The organism is Mesorhizobium montanum, from assembly GCF_033977145.1.
Taxonomy (GTDB): domain Bacteria; phylum Pseudomonadota; class Alphaproteobacteria; order Rhizobiales; family Rhizobiaceae; genus Mesorhizobium; species Mesorhizobium montanum.
Genome location: NZ_JAVIJF010000016.1, coordinates 1 through 16,513, shown reverse-complemented (window position 1 = coordinate 16,513; position 16,513 = coordinate 1). Strand labels below are relative to the sequence as shown.

Sequence of the window (16,513 nt, the reverse complement as noted above, 5' to 3'; positions counted from 1 at the left end):
TCGAAGCGGAGGAGACGCTGTTCGCAAGACGCGCCGGGAGTGAGGAGAGTGAGGCGGCAAGGCTTGCCGCCCCGCGGAAAACACAGGAATGTCAGCACTACTGACCTTGTCTGATCGGTTTCGTCGCGATGCGTCGCGGCTGGCAATTTGTATGCCGCACGTGATAATATCTATTAGCACGGTGCGTTTTCGTTAAGGGCGCCGACCTCGACCATCTTGCCGTTGCCGCCGGCCTTTGCTTTAGAGCCGGCTGGGTTTGGGAACCGATCATGAGCGAACCGACGGAACTGCGCGACCCTCCCGAGGCTTCCAGGCGACGCAAGCCGGCCGCCAAGCCCAAGGGACGTGTCACGATGACCGACATTGCGAGAGCCGCCGGCTGCTCGCAGGCGACGGTGTCGTTCGTGCTCAACGATTCGCCCGGCATCAGGCTGTCGCAGCAGACGCGCGACCGGGTGATCGAGGCGGCTCGGGCGCTGGGCTATTCGCCACCGGTCTTTTCAGCGCTCCGGCCGCCGGTGACGCCCTTCGAAGGCCTTGATGGCGTCATCGGCTTCGCGGTCGACCAGCTTGCCACCAGCCCCGAGGCGGTGGTCGCCATCGAGGGCGCGCGGCAGGCTTCATGGAACGCCGGCAACGTGCTTCTGGTGGCGCAGACGATGGGCGACGCTGTGATGGAGCCGCGCGCTATTTCGGCTCTCACGAGGCGCGGCATCTCGGCGCTGATCTACATGACCATCTTCACCCGCGAGATCGCCGCGCCCGATTTCCTCTACAGCCTCGAGATGCCGGTCATCCTGCTCAATTGCTACACCGCCGATTATGCCTTCCCGGCCGTGGTTCCCTCCGAGATCGCCGGCGGCCAGAGCGCGACAAGGCATCTTATCAGCCATGGCCATCGCCGCATCGCCACCATCACCGGCGAGCCGTGGATGCAGGCGGCGCAGGATCGGCTCAAGGGCTACCGCCGCGCTTTGGCCACGGCCGATGTCCCGTTCGACCCTGAACTGGTTGTCGAGGGCGACTGGTCGGCCAGCGCGGGCTACGCCGCGACGGTCAAGCTGCTTGGACTGAGGGAGCGACCCACCGCCATCTTCTGCCAGAACGACCGCACGGCGATCGGCTGCTACGAAGCGCTGAAGGAAGCGGGCCTGCACATCCCGCAGGACATTTCCGTGGTCGGCTATGACGACGAGGAAATCGCCCGCCATCTGTTCCCGCCGCTGACGACCTCAATCCTGCCGCATCTGGCGATGGGCCAATGGGCGATCGAACAGCTCGAAACGCCGCCAACGCCCGGCCGCGGCCGCTATCCCATCACCAAGCTCGAATGTCCGCTGGTGGAGCGGGAGAGCGTGGGCAGCGTGCCTGCACAATTGCGATGACCAGGCCCTGACATAGGCCTATGCTGGGCGGGCGTATGTTCCTTCCTCGACAGAGGCAAGACGCTCATGTGGCCGAACCGTCGTTTATGCGATCTGCTGAAGGTCGAGCATCCCATCATCCAGGCTCCGATGGCCGGCTCGGCAACACCGGAACTCGCCGCAGCGGTGAGCAACGCCGGTGGGCTGGGATCGCTCGGATGTGCTTCGATGCTGCCGGATGGCCTGCGCAACGTCGCACGCCAGTTGCGCGCCTGGACCAACCATCCGTTCAACCTCAATTTCTTTGTTTTTCCACAACCCAGTACCAGCAACGCAGTGCTGACACGGGCCATCGAAAGGCTGCGGCCCTACTACGGGGAGCTTTCGCTCGGCGAGCCGCCGACGAGGCTTCCACCGATCGGGCCGGGTTTCGACGACGAAAAGCTTAATCTGGTGCTCGAGATCCGGCCGCCGGTCGTCAGCTTCCATTTCGGCATGCCGGACGCGGCTAAGGTCGCTAGGTTGAAGCAGGCCGGGATCGCAATCATCAGCACCGCGACAAACGTCGCCGAGGCGCGCAAGCTCGCCGAAAGTGGGGCCGACGCGATCATAGCCCAGGGATGGGAAGCGGGAGGCCACCGCGGCTCACATGTTCCGACCGATCCGGGTGACGGCGTAGGAACGATGGCACTGGTCCCCCAGGTCGTCGATGCCGTCAAGCTCCCTGTCATTGCCGCGGGCGGCATTGCCGACGGCCGAGGCATAGCGGCCGCTTTCGCACTTGGCGCCAGCGGCGTGCAGATCGGCACCGGCTTTCTGTCCTGCGACGAAGCCGGGACAGACGGCCCGCGCCGCGCCCTGATCCGCTCCGCGACGGATATGGACACGATGGTCACCGATGCCTTCTCGGGCCGTGCCGCGCGGGCGAAACGCACGCGCTATGCCCTGGAGATGGAGGGGAGCCGGACACCTCTTCCGGATTTTCCGCAAATGTATGCGCTGAGCAGCCCGCTCGGCGACGCCGGTCATGCCAAGGAAGACTTTGCGTTTCATCTGTATGGACAGGCGGCCGCGTTGAACAGGGAGCTTCCTGCGGGGCAACTGATGCATACGCTCGTGGCCGAGGCGAAGGGGATATTCGATACGCTCTCGACGTCGTCGGCGTGAAGACATCCGTTCGCAGAAACCCACCACCAAAGCTGGAGTGTTCGCGACCGTGGCGGCCGTGAAGTCGCCCACATTAGCGCCACCACAGGCCGCGCTATCCTTGCCCGACGACTTTGATTGCTCTGCGCCTTGGCATCAAATCCGTGGCGGTCTAGCTTGAGCTCACAAGTGGGGAACATCCGATGACATCTATCTTCACCGTGCATGCAGCGTCCGGCTATGAGCAGCTCATGGGGCGCTGGAGCCGGAGACTTGCACCCAAATTCATCGATTTCGCGGGGCTGGCCACCGGCGAGAAAATCCTCGATGTCGGCTGCGGCACCGGCAGCCTGACCTTCGAGCTGGCAAAATCCGCCGATCTCGCCGAGATCCAGGCCATCGACTTTTCGCCCGTCTTCGTCGAGGCGGCGAGAGAGCGCAACACCGATCCGCGCGTCACCATCAGCCAGGCCGACGCCACGGCGCTGCCATTCGCGGACGATGCGTTCGACCGCGCGCTGGCGTTGCTGGTGCTCCACTTCGTGCCGGAAGCCGGCAAGGCGGTGGCCGAGATGCGCCGCGTGGTGCGGCCGGGCGGCGTGGCCGCTGCCGTGGTCTGGGACCATTACGGCGGCATGCCCGGCATGCGCATGATGATCGACACGGTGGCGGCGCTCAGCGAGAGCGGGCGGCAGATGCGCAGCCGCTATTGTTTCCAGCCGATGATGCAGCCGGGCGAGATGAAGCGGACCTTTGTGGAGCAGGGTCTCGTCGACGTTACCGAGGCCGAACTGATGATCCGCATGGATTACGCGGATTTCGACGACTTCTGGGCGCCGATCGGTGCCGGCGAAGGCCCGCTCGGCAAATATATGACCACGCTGGATGCGGCCGAGCGGGAGCGCGTCGAGGCCGCCGTCCGCGATGCCTATCAGGCCGGCCGGCCCCATGGTCCGCGATCGTTCGTCAGCGTCGCCTGGGCCTGTCGCGGCATCGTGCCCTGAAGTCGCGGCGGCACAGCCGGGCAGCGCCAGCAGTCCGATCAGCGTGGAACACCTGGCCTGTCGAAAGCCCGCACGCGTCAGCTGCCGGCTGCGGAAGCATTGATCTCCCAGCCGTCGACCCATACCTGCCGCAGCCGGTCGCCGTCGCCCTTGAACCACAAGCCCGCTGGCCGACAATCCTCGGTGCGGTCGCTGCGGAAGTTGCGAATGGCCTGACGCAGTTCGCACCAGGCGACGATGTTGGCGGCCTCGGCATAATAGATCAGCGCGACTGGGCGGATGATGCGTTCGGTCGCCCGTCCCGCCTCGTCGCGATAGGATAGGGCCAGTTTCTCCTCGTCGCGGATGGCGCGGCGGACCAGCGCGAGGTCGACGGCGGAAGCGGAAGGTGCTGCAAATCCCCAGGCGTGCAGCGCATTGGCGTTGAGCGTTTGCCGCAAGGGCGGCGGCACCGCGCGGGCGATCTTGGCGCCGACGCGTTTGGCAGCCTGCTTGAGCTCGTCGTCACCGGTGCGCTCGAGCAGCGCCAGCGACAGCACGATCGCCTCCATCTCTTCGATGGAGAACATCAGCGGCGGCAGGTCGAAGCCGGGGCGCAGGATGTAGCCGATGCCGCGTCCGCCCTCGATCGGCACGCGCATGGCCTGCAGGGCGGCGATGTCGCGATAGACCGAGCGCACCGTCACCTCCAGCCGCTCGGCGATCGTCGCCGCCGTCACCGGTTTTCGGGCCAGACGCAGGATCTGGATGATCTCGAACAGGCGCGAGGCCTTGCGCATTTCCTCACTCAGCCGAAACGCAACTGACACACCCTCGTCAGTTGGGGTGGCCTATAGGGCCGCCTACACGCTTGAAAATCAACAGATTCCTTTGGACACTCGCGGGTGAGGCGACAGGCAACTGACATGAGCTATAGTGAAAACCTCTGGCTGTTCTTCGTGCTTTTGTTCGGCATCATCGCTGTTCCGGGCATGGATATGCTGTTCGTTTTGGCCAATGCGCTGACCGGCGGCAGCAACAGGGGCCTGGCTGCGACCGCCGGCATCATGCTCGGCGGCGCCGTGCACACGCTGAACGGCGCGATCGGCGTCGGGCTGCTCATGCATTTCGTGCCGGTCCTGTTCACGCCGCTGCTGGTCGCCGGCGCCGCCTATATGGCCTATATCGGTATTTCGCTGATGCGCAGTTCCATCACCGTCGGCGATGACGGACCCGCCGGCAGCCGCTCAGCCTGGAAGGCCTTTCGGCAAGGCATGGTCACCTGCCTGATCAATCCTAAGGCCTATCTCTTCATCCTTGCCGTCTATCCGCAATTCCTGAAGCCGGCTTACGGTCCGATCTGGATGCAGGCGACAATCATGGGATTGCTGACGGTCGCCACGCAGGCGGGGATCTATGGCGGGCTTGCTGTCACCGCCGGGCGCAGCCGGGGGCTGCTGGTTGCCAATCCCGGCGCAACCGTTCTGGCAGGACGCATGGCAGGGCTGCTGCTGTTCGCGGTATCGATATTCACCGCGTGGGAGGGATTGAGGGCGGCATAACCGCCGCCCTCTCGACGACACTCCGCTCAGGCCGCGCCCTGACGGCTGGCAAGCATTTCGCGCTTCACCGATCGGCGCCATTCGACGGCGCCGGCGAGGCCGTGCAGCACCGTCTCGGTGGTCGCCCAGTCGATGCAGCCGTCGGTGATGCTCTGGCCGTAGGTGAGCGGCTTGCCGGGCACGACGTCCTGACGGCCGGCGACGAGATTGCTCTCGATCATGACGCCGATGATGCGCTCGTCACCCGCCGCGACCTGGCCGGCCACATCGGCGGCGACCTTCGGCTGGTTCTCCGGCTTCTTGGCGCTGTTGGCGTGGCTGACATCGATCATCAGCCGAGGCGCGACGCCGATGCGGCCGAGCTCGGCAGCAGCCGCGTCGACGCTTGCGGCATCATAGTTCGGCGTGATGCCGCCGCGCAGGATGACGTGGCAATCCTCATTGCCGGTGGTCTCGGCGATCGCGCTGCGTCCACCCTTGGTCACCGCCATGAAATGATGCGGCTGGGCGGCAGACTTCACCGCTTCGCCGGCGATCCTGAGATTGCCGTCGGTGCCGTTCTTGAAGCCGACCGGGCAGGAGAGGCCCGACGCCAGCTCGCGATGGATCTGGCTTTCGGTGGTGCGGGCGCCGATGGCACCCCAGGCGACGAGGTCGGCAATGTATTGCGGCGTCGTCATGTCGAGGAATTCGGTCGCCGCCGGCAGGCCGAGATTGTTGACGGCCGACAGCACGTTGCGCGCCATGCGCAACCCTTTGTCGATGTTGAAGCTGCCGTCGAGATCGGGATCGTTGATGAGGCCCTTCCAGCCGACCGTGGTGCGCGGCTTCTCAAAATAGACGCGCATGACGATCTCGAGCCGGTCGGCCAGGGCCTCACGCAGCGCCGCCAGACGGCTGGCGTAGTCCACGGCGGCGACCGGATCATGGATGGAACAAGGACCGACGATGACCACCAGTCGATCGTCGGCCCCCGACAGGATGGAATGGATGGCGTTGCGCGAAGCGGCAACGGTGCGCGTCGCCGTGAGCGAGCGCGGTATCTCGCGCATCACCTCTTCCGGCGTGGTCAGTACCTTGAGTTCCCTGACCCGAAGGTCGTCTGTGGTGGTCAACACGGCTTTCTGCTCCTGGTTAGGAGACCTGCCGGCTGAAACGAAAAAGCCGCCAGGTCTGGCGGCTTGTCGGACTGTTTTGCTGCAATCTTCAGATCGAGCGCAATCCTCCCGCCGCCAGCGAGCTCCTAAAGTACCAATACGTGGCGGTCAGGTTGATCATGCGGCTCATATAGTGGAAGCGAAGGCGATTGTCACTACTCCCCGATGACGCCGGCTATGTTCTGGTCGTAATCCACCAGCGAACCCGTCATGACGCCGGCCTGCTGGCTCAGCATATAGCTGATCAGCCGCGCGAGCTGGTCCGGCTTTACCAACTGGCCCATCGGCTGCGCCGCCTCGGCCTTCGCCAGCCAATCATCGGGCGCATCGTGCCATTTCTTCTGCACGATGTCCTCGCCTTCGGTGTCCATCCAACCGGGCAGCACGGCGTTGCAGCGGATGCGGTTGAAGCGATAGGCGTTGGCGACATTCTTGGTCAGCGTCATCAGCGCGCCCTTGCTGGTCGAATAGGGCGTCAGGAAGGACTGGCCTGCATGCGCCGACATCGACAGCACGTTGACGATCGAGCCCGGTGCCTTTTTGTCCAGCAGATGCGCCACCACGCCCTGCATCAGGAAAAACGGGCCGCGCACATTGGTGTCGAAGATCGTATCGAAAAGCTCTTCGCTGGTCTCGACCAGCGAGCCGCGCGCCGACGTCGCGGCGGCGTTGACCAGCGCGTTGACGCTGCTGAAATGCGAGAGCGCGGTGGCGACTGCACGCTTGCAGTCGGCCACCTTCGAGACATCGGCGCTGATGAAGATCGCGTCGACGCCTGATGTCTTGAAATGGGCAACAGCCTTGTCGCCCTTCTCCTGCGAGCGGCCGATCAGCGCCAGCGCGCGGCAGCCCTCATCCGCCAAGGCCTCGGCAACCGCGAAGCCGATGCCCTGCGCGCCGCCGGTGACGATGGCGCGCGTTTGTGAATTGCGACCGGCTGATCCGCTCATCGCTCTCTCCTGTGTTTTTGATTACCAATGGTTTTCCGATATTCATTGAGGTTCCGACCGGTTTCCCGGTGCCTTGCCCCAACGTTGTCCAAGCATCCTCAACGTCGTCATCCTGGGGCGAAGCAGGAGCGAAGCTCCGTCGCGAAGACCCTAGGATCCATGCCGTGCCCCCGGCCGAAGAAAGCGGCGGAGCAGGATTCTGCACCGTTGGCACCACTCCGATGTAACGGAATGGATCCTGGGGTCTGCGCCGCGTCGCTCCGCTTCTTGCTCCGCTCGTGGATGACGACGTGATAGGCCTTCCGGCTAATCGCCAAGCGTTGGAGACAGACAATCCGACCGCCATCGAAATACCTGCCTCTTCGAGTCAATCGACCCGAACGGTCTTGCCTGTCGCCGCCGACTTCAGTGCCGCATCGGCCAGCTTCAGCGCGATCAGCCCGTCCTTGCCGCTTGGCGCCGCCTTCTTGCCGGATGTCGTCGCGGTGATGAAGGACGCAATCTCGTTGGCGTAGGCGTCGATGTAGCGGGTCATGAAGAAGTCGTGCAGCGGCGGGCGGGTGTAGCCCTTGTCGTTGGCGAGCTCGATCGACACCGGCCGCTGGTTCTCGGCCGCGACCATGCCCTTGGAGCCATGCACCTCGATGCGCTGGTCATAGCCATAGGTGGCGCGGCGCGAATTGGAGATGACGGCCTGCTTGCCGGACGCGGTTTCGAGGATAACGCTGACCGAGTCGAAATCGCCGGCTTCGCCGATCTTCTTGTCGACCAGAACCGAGGCATGCGCGCTGACGGCAACCGGCTCCTCGCCGAGCAGGAAGCGCGCCATGTCGAAATCGTGGATGGTCATGTCGCGGAAAATGCCGCCGGAGCGGGCGATGTAATCGAGCGGCGGGGCGCCGGGATCGCGCGACGTGATGGTGACCATCTCGACCGTGCCGATGGCGCCGTCGTCGATCGCCTTGCGCACGGCGGCGAAATGCGGGTCGAAGCGGCGGTTGAAGCCGACCATCAGCGTTGCCTTGGTCTTCTCGACCACGGCCAGGCACTTTTCCACGCGCTTGACCGAGAGATCGATCGGCTTCTCGCAGAAGATCGCCTTGCCGGCCTTGGCGAAGCGCTCGATCAGATCGGCATGGGTATCGGTCGGCGTGCAGATGATGACGGCGTCGATATCCTTGGCCTTCTCTATTGCCGCGATGTCGCGCACTTCGGCGCCATAGGCGGAGGCCAGGTCCGTCGCCGCTCTCTCGAAGGCATCGGCAACGGCGACCAGCTTGGCCTGCGGGTTGGAACCAACGGCGCGGGCATGCACCTTGCCGATGCGGCCGGCGCCGAGGAGAGCGAAGCGGAGTGTCATGGAATGTCCTTCGAGGGTGGGTTTTACAGGCGTGTCCGCGCCTGTCGGCGCGGATGATCGATTTGTCCGTCGTGGCGCCCGTCAGGCGGCCTGAAGTTCCGCCTGCCCGGTCTTGGCGCCGGTGATGTAGGCGACGATGTCGTTGCCGTCGGTGTCTTGCTTGCGCAGATTGGCAACGATCTTGCCGCGGCGGAAGACGACGATGCGGTCGACCAGATCGAACACCTGGCGCATGTTGTGGCTGACCAGGATCAGCGGCTCGCCGTTTTCCTTCAGCGTGCGGATGATGTTTTCGACCTGCGCCGTCTCCTGCACGCCGAGCGCCGCCGTCGGCTCGTCCATGATGATCAGCTTGGAGGCGAAGGTCGCGGTCCTGGCTATGGCCACGCACTGGCGCTGGCCGCCCGACATGTGGCGGATGGTGCTCGAAAGGTTCGGGATCTTCACCGCGGTGCGGACCAGCGCCGCCTCGGTCGCCTTGCGCATATACTTGCGGTCGAGGATCGAGAACGGGCCGAGGTTGAACAGCACCTTCTCGCGGCCGAGGAACAGGTTCGACGGCACGTCGAGATCGTCGGCCAGAGCGAGGTTCTGGAACACGGTCTCGATGCCCGCCTCGCGCGCCTCGATCGGGCCGGCGAAGTTCACTTCCTTGCCGTCGAACCAGATCTTGCCCTCGGTGCGCTGCTCGACGCCGGTGATCTGGCGCACGAAGGTCGACTTGCCGGCGCCGTTGTCGCCCATGATGGCGACATGCTCGCCCTTGCGCAGCTCGAAATTCGCCTCCTGCAGGGCGTGCACGCCGCCATAGTGCTTGGTGAGGTTTTCGGTCTTCAGAACGATGTCGGACATGCTCAAGCTCCTATCGCCCGGCGGCGCTGGCGCCATTGATCGAGAACGACTGCGCCGACGATGATCACGCCCTTGACCATCTCCTGATAGTAGGCGTCGAGGCGCAGGAAGGTGAAGCCGGAAATGATGACGCCGAAGATCAGCGAGCCGATCACGGTGCCGATGATCGAGCCCCGGCCGCCCGACAGCGAAACGCCGCCGATGACCGCCATGGCGATGGCGTCGAGCTCGTACATAACGCCCATGCCGGCCTGGGCGGTGAGGTTCTTGGAGGACAGCACCACGGCGGCGATCGCTGCCAGGATACCGGCGATGGCATAGACCAGCACCTTGTGGTTGGCGATCTTGATGCCGGACATGCGAGCGGCGTCTTCGTTCGAGCCGATGGCGTAGCAGTGCTTGCCGTATTTCGTGTAGGTCAGGATGAGCTGGAACAGGATCGCCAGAGAGATGAAGATGACGACCGGCATCAGGCCCTTGCCGATGGCCGCGAAGCTGTCGGTCGGGAACGAGATCGGCTGGCCCTTCGACCACCATTTGGCGATGCCGCGGGCGGTGACCATCATGCCGAGCGTGGCAATGAAGGGGGGAATTCGGGTGTAGGCGATCAGCAGACCATTGATCAGGCCGGCGATCAGGCCGCAGCCGACCGCGACCAGCAGCGGCACGATGACCGGCAGGTCGGTCCAGCCATAGTCGATGAACATCGCCTTGGGATTGGGATTGCCGTTGACGGTCGCAACCTGTGCGAAGCTCATGGCGATCATGGCGGTGGCGCCGACGATCGAGCCCGAGGACAGGTCGATGCCGCCGCAGATGATGACCTGGGTGACGCCGATGGCGATGATGCCGACGATCGACACCTGCAGGATGATGATTTCCAGACGCTGCTGGTTGAAGATCGCGTTGACGTTCTCGCGGGTGTTGAACAGGAAGCTGTCGCCGAGGAAGACGCGGCCGATCAGCTCGAACGCGGCGACGAGGATGACCAGCGCCAGGAACACGTTGAACTCTGCAGGCCAGGCGCGCTTCTTGGCGTCATAGCTTAGCCCGCCAATGCCATGCGATGTCTGTGACACGTCTTCTTCCTCCGAATGACCGCGCCCATTCTCCCGCCCGGTGGGGCGGGAGAAGGAAGAGAGCGGCGCCGCTTCAACAGCAGCCGATTTCAGCCGGTCCGATGCGTCGGTGCGCCAGTTTGGTCTTTACGCAATTCCGTACGGAAAACCGCGGCACGCTTTTCCTGGAACTGCGTTGGCGCAGCCTCAGTTCTTCTTCAGGAACTTGTCGATGTTCGCCGGGGTGACAAGCTGGAAGGGCACATAGACCTTGTGCTCGACCTTCTCACCCTTGGAGAGCTTCAGCGCCGCGTCGAGCGCGCCCGCACCCTGGCCGGCGGCGTCCTGGAACACCGTCACATCGAGATCGCCCGCCTGCATCGCGGCCAGCGCATCCTGGGTGGCGTCGACACCGCCGACGATCACCGACTTCATGTCGACATTGGCAGCCTTCATCGCCTGGATGGCGCCGATGGCGCTTTCGTCGTTGTTGGCGATGACGCCGTCGAACGCCTTGCCCGACGACAGCCAGTTGGTCATCAGGTTCTGTGCCTGGTCGCGATCCCAGTTCGAGGTCTGTTTGTCGATGATCTTGATGAAGCTGCAGTCCGGGGTGGCGATCACTTCCTCGATGTCCTTGGTGCGCTGCACCGCGGCCTGGTTGGAAAGCTCGCCCATGATCACATAGACATTGGCTTCCTTCTTGCCGGCTTCCTTGAACAGGCGGCAGGCTTCCTTGGTCTCGAGCGTGCCGGATTCGGCTTCGTTCGAAGCGACGAAAGCCTGGTTGTCAGGCAGCGTATCGACATTGACCGGCTGGCGGTTGACATAGACCAGCGGGATCTTGGCGGCGGCGGCCGCGTCCGACATCGCCTGCGTGGCCGAGGTGTCGACCGGATTGACGATGATGGCGTCGACGCCCGAGGCGGCGAAGTTCTTGATCTGGTCAAGCTGCTTGGCCACGTCGTTCTGCGCGTCCTCGACCTGCAGCTCGACACCGCTCATGCCCTTGGCCTGCGCGATCATGCCATTGCGCAGCACGGTCAGGAAGTTGTCGTCGAACTTGGCCATCGAGACGCCGATCTTGGCGGCGAAGGCGGATGAGCACATCAGCGCCGACAGCGCGACGCCCAAAATAAGTTTCTTCATTTTATCTCTCCTCCACTTGGTGTCCGGCTGCACCCATTGAACCGGAATCTCCGGTTTGCCCGGAGAATCTCTCCCTGCGGCCATGCGGCGTTACCCATTCCGTGGAACGCCTCATCCTTCGTTCGAACAGAGGCTCCGGAACGAAAGAACCAAAAAGCCTATCTAGTGAAATATTTATTCCATTTCATTTGGGAACGTCAAGGGTGATTCCGACCGGGGCCGCCGGTTTTTCGATCGCGATCACCGTGACGAAGACCCCGATCGTCGAATCCCGCGGCCGAACCGCGGCGAACCGTCGTGAAAGAATCCATCAGCCTGATGGATTCTTTCACACCGATCCCGCCGTTCCGGGGTTAGTTCCCGGACGCAGGGATTTTTAAAAGGTTGCCGTTTGTCTTGGTGCAAGATTTTCCGTTCATTTCCGTGAAATCAGCGCAAATGCCGGGGATTGGTTGAAGCCGCCCCAACCTCGTCATTCTATGGCGGAGCAAGGAGCGAAGCGACGCGGCGCAGACCATAGAATGACGACGGGGTGGGCATGCCGCCTGCCAACGCAAACAGCGCCGACCGATCAAAATCCCTGTGCTGGAGATCTAGATGTTCTCCGGCAGATAGATGTCGAAGGGCAGGAAGGTCTGTCCCGGCGCATTGGCGGCGCCGCTTTCGATGGCATGTGCCATCAGCCCGACGAGTTCCCGGCAGAGCACCGCAAGCGGCGTCGAGATCACCATGGTGAGGATGTTGTCGGCGAGCGCGGCGCGTGAGACGGCGTTGATCTCGTTGCAGATGACGACCGGCATCTCAACCGGGCTCGCCGTTCTCAGCGCCGAGACCGCGCCTTCCATGCCGCCGCCGGCGACGTAGCAGCCGGCAAGGTCGCGATGGCGCGCCAGGAGATCGAGCATGGCATCATGCGTCACATCGTTGGCCTCGAGGTTGACCAGCGTTTCCATCACGGTGAAGTCCGGCGCGTGCTCGCGAAAGAAAGAGCGGAAACCGATCTCGCGCAGCTCATGGCCGTGAAAGCGGTGGCTGCCGACGAAGAGCGCGACCTTGCCCGGCTTCCTGGCGGCCTTGGCGATCATCCATGCCGCGCTGCGCCCGACCTTGCGGTTATCGAGACCGACATAGCCCTCGCGGATGCCGGCGGCAAAGTCGGACAGCAGCGAGAAGACCGGCTGCCCCCTCGCTTTCAGCGCCTCCACGACCGCCGTCAGCGTCGGGTGATCCGGGCCGACGACGGCGATGGCCCGCGATTTGGCCGCCAGCTTGCGCATCTGGGCGGCGATCTCGTCGGGCGCCAGCGAAGCGGCGAAGTCGATCGTCGCGGTGCCGCGGAAACGTTGCGACTGCGCGACAGCCAGCTCGAGCTCCCTGGCGAAATCGCCATAGAAGACATCGTTGCCCCTGAGCAGCAGGAAGCCGAGCCGGTATTCCGGCAATTCCTGGCGCATGCGCTGCTTGATCAGGCCCGCCGCGTGGTAGCCGATCTCGGTGGCGGCCTCGTAGACCCGGCGCGCCGTCTCCTGGCGCACCGGCAGGCGGCGGTTCAGCACCCGGTCGACGGTGGCGACGCTGACGCCCGAAGCGCGCGCGAGATCGGTAATGGTCGGTCGCTTTGCCATGAATGCCCCATCGCTTGTCCGACAGAAGATATCTCATTCTGAGAGGAAATGATAGAAACTATCTTTCTGATGTTGAGACTATCATAGGCTGGCGGTATGTTGGAGTGGAAGCCAGCCATGGACGAGCCTCGACTTATCCGAGCCGCTCGCCGGATGCTGATGGAGGAACCTCAATGACGGCCATGACGTCTTCCGCGGCGTCGCCACGCGACTACAGCCTGATCGGCCGCGACGCAAAACGCGCTGTCGAGAGCGGGCTGGCGGCGGCCGGGTGGTACCACACCGAAATCCCGCGCAAGCAGATGAAGGAATTGATGCAGCGCTCGGACCAGCCGGCGATCCGCGATACCGTCATCTGGCTCGGCGCCATGGTCCTCAGTGGCGTCGGCGGCGTGTGGTTCTGGGGCACCTGGTGGTGCGTCCCCTTCTTCTTCGTCTATGGCACGCTCTACGGCTCCTCGACCGATTCCCGCTGGCACGAATGCGGCCACGGCACGGCCTTCCGCACCCAGTGGATGAACGACGCCGTCTACCAGATCGCCTGCTTCATGATCATGCGCAATCCCGTGACATGGCGCTGGAGCCACACGCGCCACCACACCGACACCATCATCGTCGGCCGCGATCCCGAAATCGCCGTCATGCGGCCGCCGGACCTGCTGCGCGTGGTGCTCAACTTCTTCGGCATCCTCGATGCCTGGCATGCGATGACCGACATGCTGCGCAACGCCGCCGGCATTGTCAGCGCCGCGGAAGCGACTTTCATTCCCGAGCAGGAGCAGCCGAAGGCGATCCGTATCGCCCGCGTCTGGACGGCGATCTACGCCGCGACGATCGCGCTGGCGCTCTATTCCGGCTCGTTCCTGCCGCTGATGCTGGTCGGGCTGCCCCGGCTCTACGGTGCCTGGCATCACGTCATGACCGGACTGCTGCAGCATGGCGGACTGGCCGAGAATGTCACCGATCACCGGCTGAACAGCCGCACCGTCTACATGAACCCGATCAGCCGCTTCATCTACTGGAACATGAACTACCATGTGGAGCACCACATGTTCCCGATGGTGCCCTATCACGCGCTGCCGAAGCTGCATGACATGATCAAGCACGATTTGCCGGCGCCGACGCCGTCGATCCTGGCCGGCTATCGCGAAATGATCCCGGCCTTCCTGCGCCAGCTGCGCAACGAGGATTATTTCATCAAGCGCGAGCTGCCGCCGACGGCGCGGCCCTATCGCGAGGAACTGCATAACGACATTCCGATGGCTGCCGCCGCGGAGTGAGGCTCAAGACATTTTGCCGGAGGACACGATGAGCGACTGGGTCGAGGCTTGCGCGGCCGGAGACATCGACGAAGAGGACGTGATGCGGTTCGACCATGCCGGCCGCACCTTCGCCATCTATCGCAGCCCGGACGATGAATATTTCGCCACCGACGGCCTGTGCTCGCACGAAAAGGTGCACCTGGCCGACGGGCTGGTGATGGACGACATCATCGAGTGCCCGAAGCACAATGGCCGCTTCAACTACAAGACCGGCGACGCGCGCGGCGCGCCGGTCTGCGTCAATCTCAAGACCTATCCGGTTAAGGTCGATGCCGGCAAAGTCCTCATTCAGGTCGGGTGACGACGATGACGGGAGGAATGGTGATCATCGGCGCCGGCGAGTGCGGCGGCCGCGCCGCGCTTGCGCTGCGCGATCTCGGTTATGAAGGACCGGTGACCTTGGTCGGCGACGAGCCGCACCTGCCCTATGAGCGGCCGCCGCTGTCGAAGGAGGCGATGACCAGCGAGGCACCGCTCATCAAGGCGATCGCAAGCGACGAGCTATTGGCCGAACGCTCGATCCGGCACATCCATTCGGTCCGGGCCGTTGCGATCGACCGCGGCGCGCATGCCGTGCGCCTATCGGACGGCTCTTCCCTTCCCTACCACAAGCTGCTGCTGGCGATCGGGTCCGTGCCGCGCAAGCTGCCGATGCCAGGCCTCGGTGGACGCTGCGTCTATCTCAGGACCTTCAACGACGCGCTGGCCATCCGTGCCCATCTCAGCGCCGGAAACCGCGTCGCCATCATCGGCGGCGGTTTCATCGGCCTCGAGCTGGCCGCCTCGGCGCGCAAGCTCGGCGCTACCGTCACCGTCATCGAGGCGCAGCCGCGCATCCTGATGCGCGGCGTGCCGGCCGAGATCGCGGAGATCGTCCACAAGGCGCATGAGGCCGAGGGCGTTTGGATCCGCACCGGCCAGGGCATCGCGGCGATTGCCGATGATGGCGCGGAGGTCGCCATAACGCTGGCGGACGGGCAGAAGGTCGTCGCCGATCTCGCGGTGATCGGCATCGGCGCCGTGCCGGTGACGGCGCTTGCCGCCGAAGCGGGGCTCGCAATCGACAACGGCGTCGCCGTCGACGAGCGTCTGCGCACCGCCGACCCGGATATCTTCGCCGCCGGCGATTGCTGCTCGTTCCCGCTCGCCGTCTATGGCGGCCGGCGTGTGCGGCTCGAAGCCTGGCGCAATGCGCAGGAGCACGGCGCGCTCGCGGCCAAGAACATGCTGGGCGCCAATGAGGCGCATGCCGCCGTGCCGTGGTTCTGGTCGGATCAGTACGGCCTCACTTTGCAGATCGCCGGGCTTTCGGACGAAGGCCGGGCGATGGTGCGGCGCGACCTCGACGACGGCGCCTTCATCCTGTTCCATCTGGCCGAGGGCGGCAGGCTGGTCGCCGCCAGCGGCATCGGCCCCGGCAATGCAGTGGCGCGCGACATCCGACTGGCGGAAATGCTGATCGCCAAGCGGGCAACGCCGGCGCCGGAGGCGCTGGGATCGCAAGCGGTCAAGCTGAAGTCGCTGCTGGCGGCGTGAACTGTCGCGCCAATTGTTGATCGCGGCGCTGCCTCTCATCTGCCTGCCGGCGTATCCTTCGTCATTCTAGGGCGGAGCAAGGAGCAGAGCGACGCGCGCAGACCCTAGAATCCATGCCGTGACGGTTGAGCGCCGCCACGCTGCAGAACGCTCACCAGCCAATCCCGCGAAACAACTCGAACCATTCCGGATTGGTCTTCTCGATGAGTTCGATCTTCCATTGCCGCAGCCAGCGCTTCAATGACGTCTCACGCTGGATGGCCTCAGTGATGTCGAAATACTCCTCGTACCAGACGAGACGCTGCACGTCGTAACGGCTGGTGAAGCTGGAGCCTTGGCCGGTCTTGTGCTCGGGCATCCGACGAGCAAGGTCGTTGGTGACGCCGATATAGATCGTGCCGCCTTTCTGGCTTGCGGTCATGTAGACGTAGCCGGTCATCTGGCGATCT

16 protein-coding genes are annotated in these 16,513 nt (G+C 64.1%); 7 read left to right on the top strand and 9 right to left on the bottom strand.

Translation table 11 applies throughout. The annotated features are described in order from the left end of the window. The first annotated feature begins 269 nt into the window (after positions 1–269). From RFM68_RS21365 to RFM68_RS21355, 3 genes are all read left to right on the top strand, one after another. Positions 270–1,385: a LacI family DNA-binding transcriptional regulator gene (locus RFM68_RS21365; RefSeq protein ID WP_320234989.1), complete on the top strand. Its 1,116-nt coding sequence runs from the start codon at positions 270–272 to the stop codon at positions 1,383–1,385. Positions 1,386–1,451: 66 nt separating this feature from the next. Beyond that, positions 1,452–2,531 (top strand): NAD(P)H-dependent flavin oxidoreductase, encoded by a 1,080-nt coding sequence (locus tag RFM68_RS21360; protein ID WP_320234988.1) that lies wholly within the window; start codon positions 1,452–1,454, stop codon positions 2,529–2,531. Between the two features lie 182 nt (positions 2,532–2,713). Further along, the gene (locus tag RFM68_RS21355; RefSeq protein WP_320234987.1) at positions 2,714–3,514 is read left to right on the top strand and encodes a class I SAM-dependent methyltransferase; all 801 of its coding nucleotides are present in this window, start codon (positions 2,714–2,716) and stop codon (positions 3,512–3,514) included. A 77-nt stretch (positions 3,515–3,591) separates the two neighbouring features. On the opposite strand, the gene RFM68_RS21350 is transcribed toward RFM68_RS21355, so the two are convergent. Continuing rightward, positions 3,592–4,293, bottom strand: coding sequence for a helix-turn-helix transcriptional regulator (locus tag RFM68_RS21350; RefSeq protein ID WP_320234986.1), 702 nt, complete (start codon positions 4,291–4,293; stop codon positions 3,592–3,594). Positions 4,294–4,419: 126 nt separating this feature from the next. Between RFM68_RS21350 and RFM68_RS21345 the strand changes: the two genes are divergently transcribed. Next, positions 4,420–5,055 (top strand): LysE family translocator, encoded by a 636-nt coding sequence (locus tag RFM68_RS21345; RefSeq protein ID WP_320234985.1) that lies wholly within the window; start codon positions 4,420–4,422, stop codon positions 5,053–5,055. A gap of 26 nt (positions 5,056–5,081) precedes the next feature. Here the strand turns inward: RFM68_RS21345 and RFM68_RS21340 are convergent, their stop codons facing one another. From RFM68_RS21340 to RFM68_RS21310, 7 genes are all read right to left on the bottom strand, one after another. Further along, positions 5,082–6,173, bottom strand: a complete 1,092-nt coding sequence (locus tag RFM68_RS21340) for a 3-deoxy-7-phosphoheptulonate synthase (RefSeq protein WP_320234984.1) — start codon at positions 6,171–6,173, stop codon at positions 5,082–5,084. A 194-nt stretch (positions 6,174–6,367) separates the two neighbouring features. Further along, positions 6,368–7,162 carry an SDR family oxidoreductase gene (locus tag RFM68_RS21335; RefSeq protein WP_320234983.1) on the bottom strand — a complete coding sequence of 265 codons (795 nt, stop codon included), beginning with the start codon at positions 7,160–7,162 and terminating at the stop codon, positions 6,368–6,370. Positions 7,163–7,529: 367 nt separating this feature from the next. After that, complete coding sequence (gene iolG / locus RFM68_RS21330) at positions 7,530–8,522, bottom strand: inositol 2-dehydrogenase (protein ID WP_320234982.1); 993 nt, start codon at positions 8,520–8,522, stop codon at positions 7,530–7,532. Between the two features lie 81 nt (positions 8,523–8,603). Further along, entirely contained in the window at positions 8,604–9,374 is a 771-nt protein-coding gene (locus RFM68_RS21325) for an ATP-binding cassette domain-containing protein (protein WP_320234981.1), read from the bottom strand. Positions 9,375–9,376: 2 nt separating this feature from the next. Beyond that, positions 9,377–10,453: an ABC transporter permease gene (locus RFM68_RS21320; RefSeq protein ID WP_320234980.1), complete on the bottom strand. Its 1,077-nt coding sequence runs from the start codon at positions 10,451–10,453 to the stop codon at positions 9,377–9,379. 186 nt (positions 10,454–10,639) lie between these two features. Then, the gene (locus tag RFM68_RS21315; protein WP_320234979.1) at positions 10,640–11,581 is read right to left on the bottom strand and encodes a sugar ABC transporter substrate-binding protein; all 942 of its coding nucleotides are present in this window, start codon (positions 11,579–11,581) and stop codon (positions 10,640–10,642) included. Between the two features lie 593 nt (positions 11,582–12,174). Then, positions 12,175–13,206: a LacI family DNA-binding transcriptional regulator gene (locus RFM68_RS21310; RefSeq protein WP_320234978.1), complete on the bottom strand. Its 1,032-nt coding sequence runs from the start codon at positions 13,204–13,206 to the stop codon at positions 12,175–12,177. Between the two features lie 173 nt (positions 13,207–13,379). Between RFM68_RS21310 and RFM68_RS21305 the strand changes: the two genes are divergently transcribed. The 3 genes from RFM68_RS21305 to RFM68_RS21295 are packed head-to-tail and all read left to right on the top strand — an operon-like array spanning position 13,380 to position 16,064. Further along, positions 13,380–14,486 (top strand): fatty acid desaturase family protein, encoded by a 1,107-nt coding sequence (locus tag RFM68_RS21305; RefSeq protein ID WP_320234977.1) that lies wholly within the window; start codon positions 13,380–13,382, stop codon positions 14,484–14,486. 28 nt (positions 14,487–14,514) lie between these two features. After that, a complete protein-coding gene (locus RFM68_RS21300; protein ID WP_320234975.1) occupies positions 14,515–14,829 on the top strand; it encodes a MocE family 2Fe-2S type ferredoxin in 315 nt (104 codons plus the stop codon). A 5-nt stretch (positions 14,830–14,834) separates the two neighbouring features. After that, a complete protein-coding gene (locus tag RFM68_RS21295; protein WP_320234974.1) occupies positions 14,835–16,064 on the top strand; it encodes an NAD(P)/FAD-dependent oxidoreductase in 1,230 nt (409 codons plus the stop codon). Between the two features lie 151 nt (positions 16,065–16,215). Here RFM68_RS21295 and RFM68_RS21290 read toward each other — a convergent pair whose 3' ends face one another. Further along, a complete protein-coding gene (locus RFM68_RS21290; protein WP_320235127.1) occupies positions 16,216–16,503 on the bottom strand; it encodes a GIY-YIG nuclease family protein in 288 nt (95 codons plus the stop codon). Positions 16,504–16,513 lie beyond the last annotated feature (10 nt).

Coding starts and splice junctions, on each gene's coding strand:
- RFM68_RS21365 (WP_320234989.1), top strand. CDS start 270: ATGAGCGAACCGACGGAACTGCGCGACCCTCCCGAGGCTTCCAGGCGA.
- RFM68_RS21360 (WP_320234988.1), top strand. CDS start 1,452: ATGTGGCCGAACCGTCGTTTATGCGATCTGCTGAAGGTCGAGCATCCC.
- RFM68_RS21355 (WP_320234987.1), top strand. CDS start 2,714: ATGACATCTATCTTCACCGTGCATGCAGCGTCCGGCTATGAGCAGCTC.
- RFM68_RS21350 (WP_320234986.1), bottom strand. CDS start 4,293: ATGCGCAAGGCCTCGCGCCTGTTCGAGATCATCCAGATCCTGCGTCTG.
- RFM68_RS21345 (WP_320234985.1), top strand. CDS start 4,420: ATGAGCTATAGTGAAAACCTCTGGCTGTTCTTCGTGCTTTTGTTCGGC.
- RFM68_RS21335 (WP_320234983.1), bottom strand. CDS start 7,162: ATGAGCGGATCAGCCGGTCGCAATTCACAAACGCGCGCCATCGTCACC.
- iolG (WP_320234982.1), bottom strand. CDS start 8,522: ATGACACTCCGCTTCGCTCTCCTCGGCGCCGGCCGCATCGGCAAGGTG.
- RFM68_RS21325 (WP_320234981.1), bottom strand. CDS start 9,374: ATGTCCGACATCGTTCTGAAGACCGAAAACCTCACCAAGCACTATGGC.
- RFM68_RS21315 (WP_320234979.1), bottom strand. CDS start 11,581: ATGAAGAAACTTATTTTGGGCGTCGCGCTGTCGGCGCTGATGTGCTCA.
- RFM68_RS21310 (WP_320234978.1), bottom strand. CDS start 13,206: ATGGCAAAGCGACCGACCATTACCGATCTCGCGCGCGCTTCGGGCGTC.
- RFM68_RS21305 (WP_320234977.1), top strand. CDS start 13,380: ATGACGGCCATGACGTCTTCCGCGGCGTCGCCACGCGACTACAGCCTG.
- RFM68_RS21300 (WP_320234975.1), top strand. CDS start 14,515: ATGAGCGACTGGGTCGAGGCTTGCGCGGCCGGAGACATCGACGAAGAG.
- RFM68_RS21295 (WP_320234974.1), top strand. CDS start 14,835: ATGACGGGAGGAATGGTGATCATCGGCGCCGGCGAGTGCGGCGGCCGC.
- RFM68_RS21290 (WP_320235127.1), bottom strand. CDS start 16,503: ATGACCGGCTACGTCTACATGACCGCAAGCCAGAAAGGCGGCACGATC.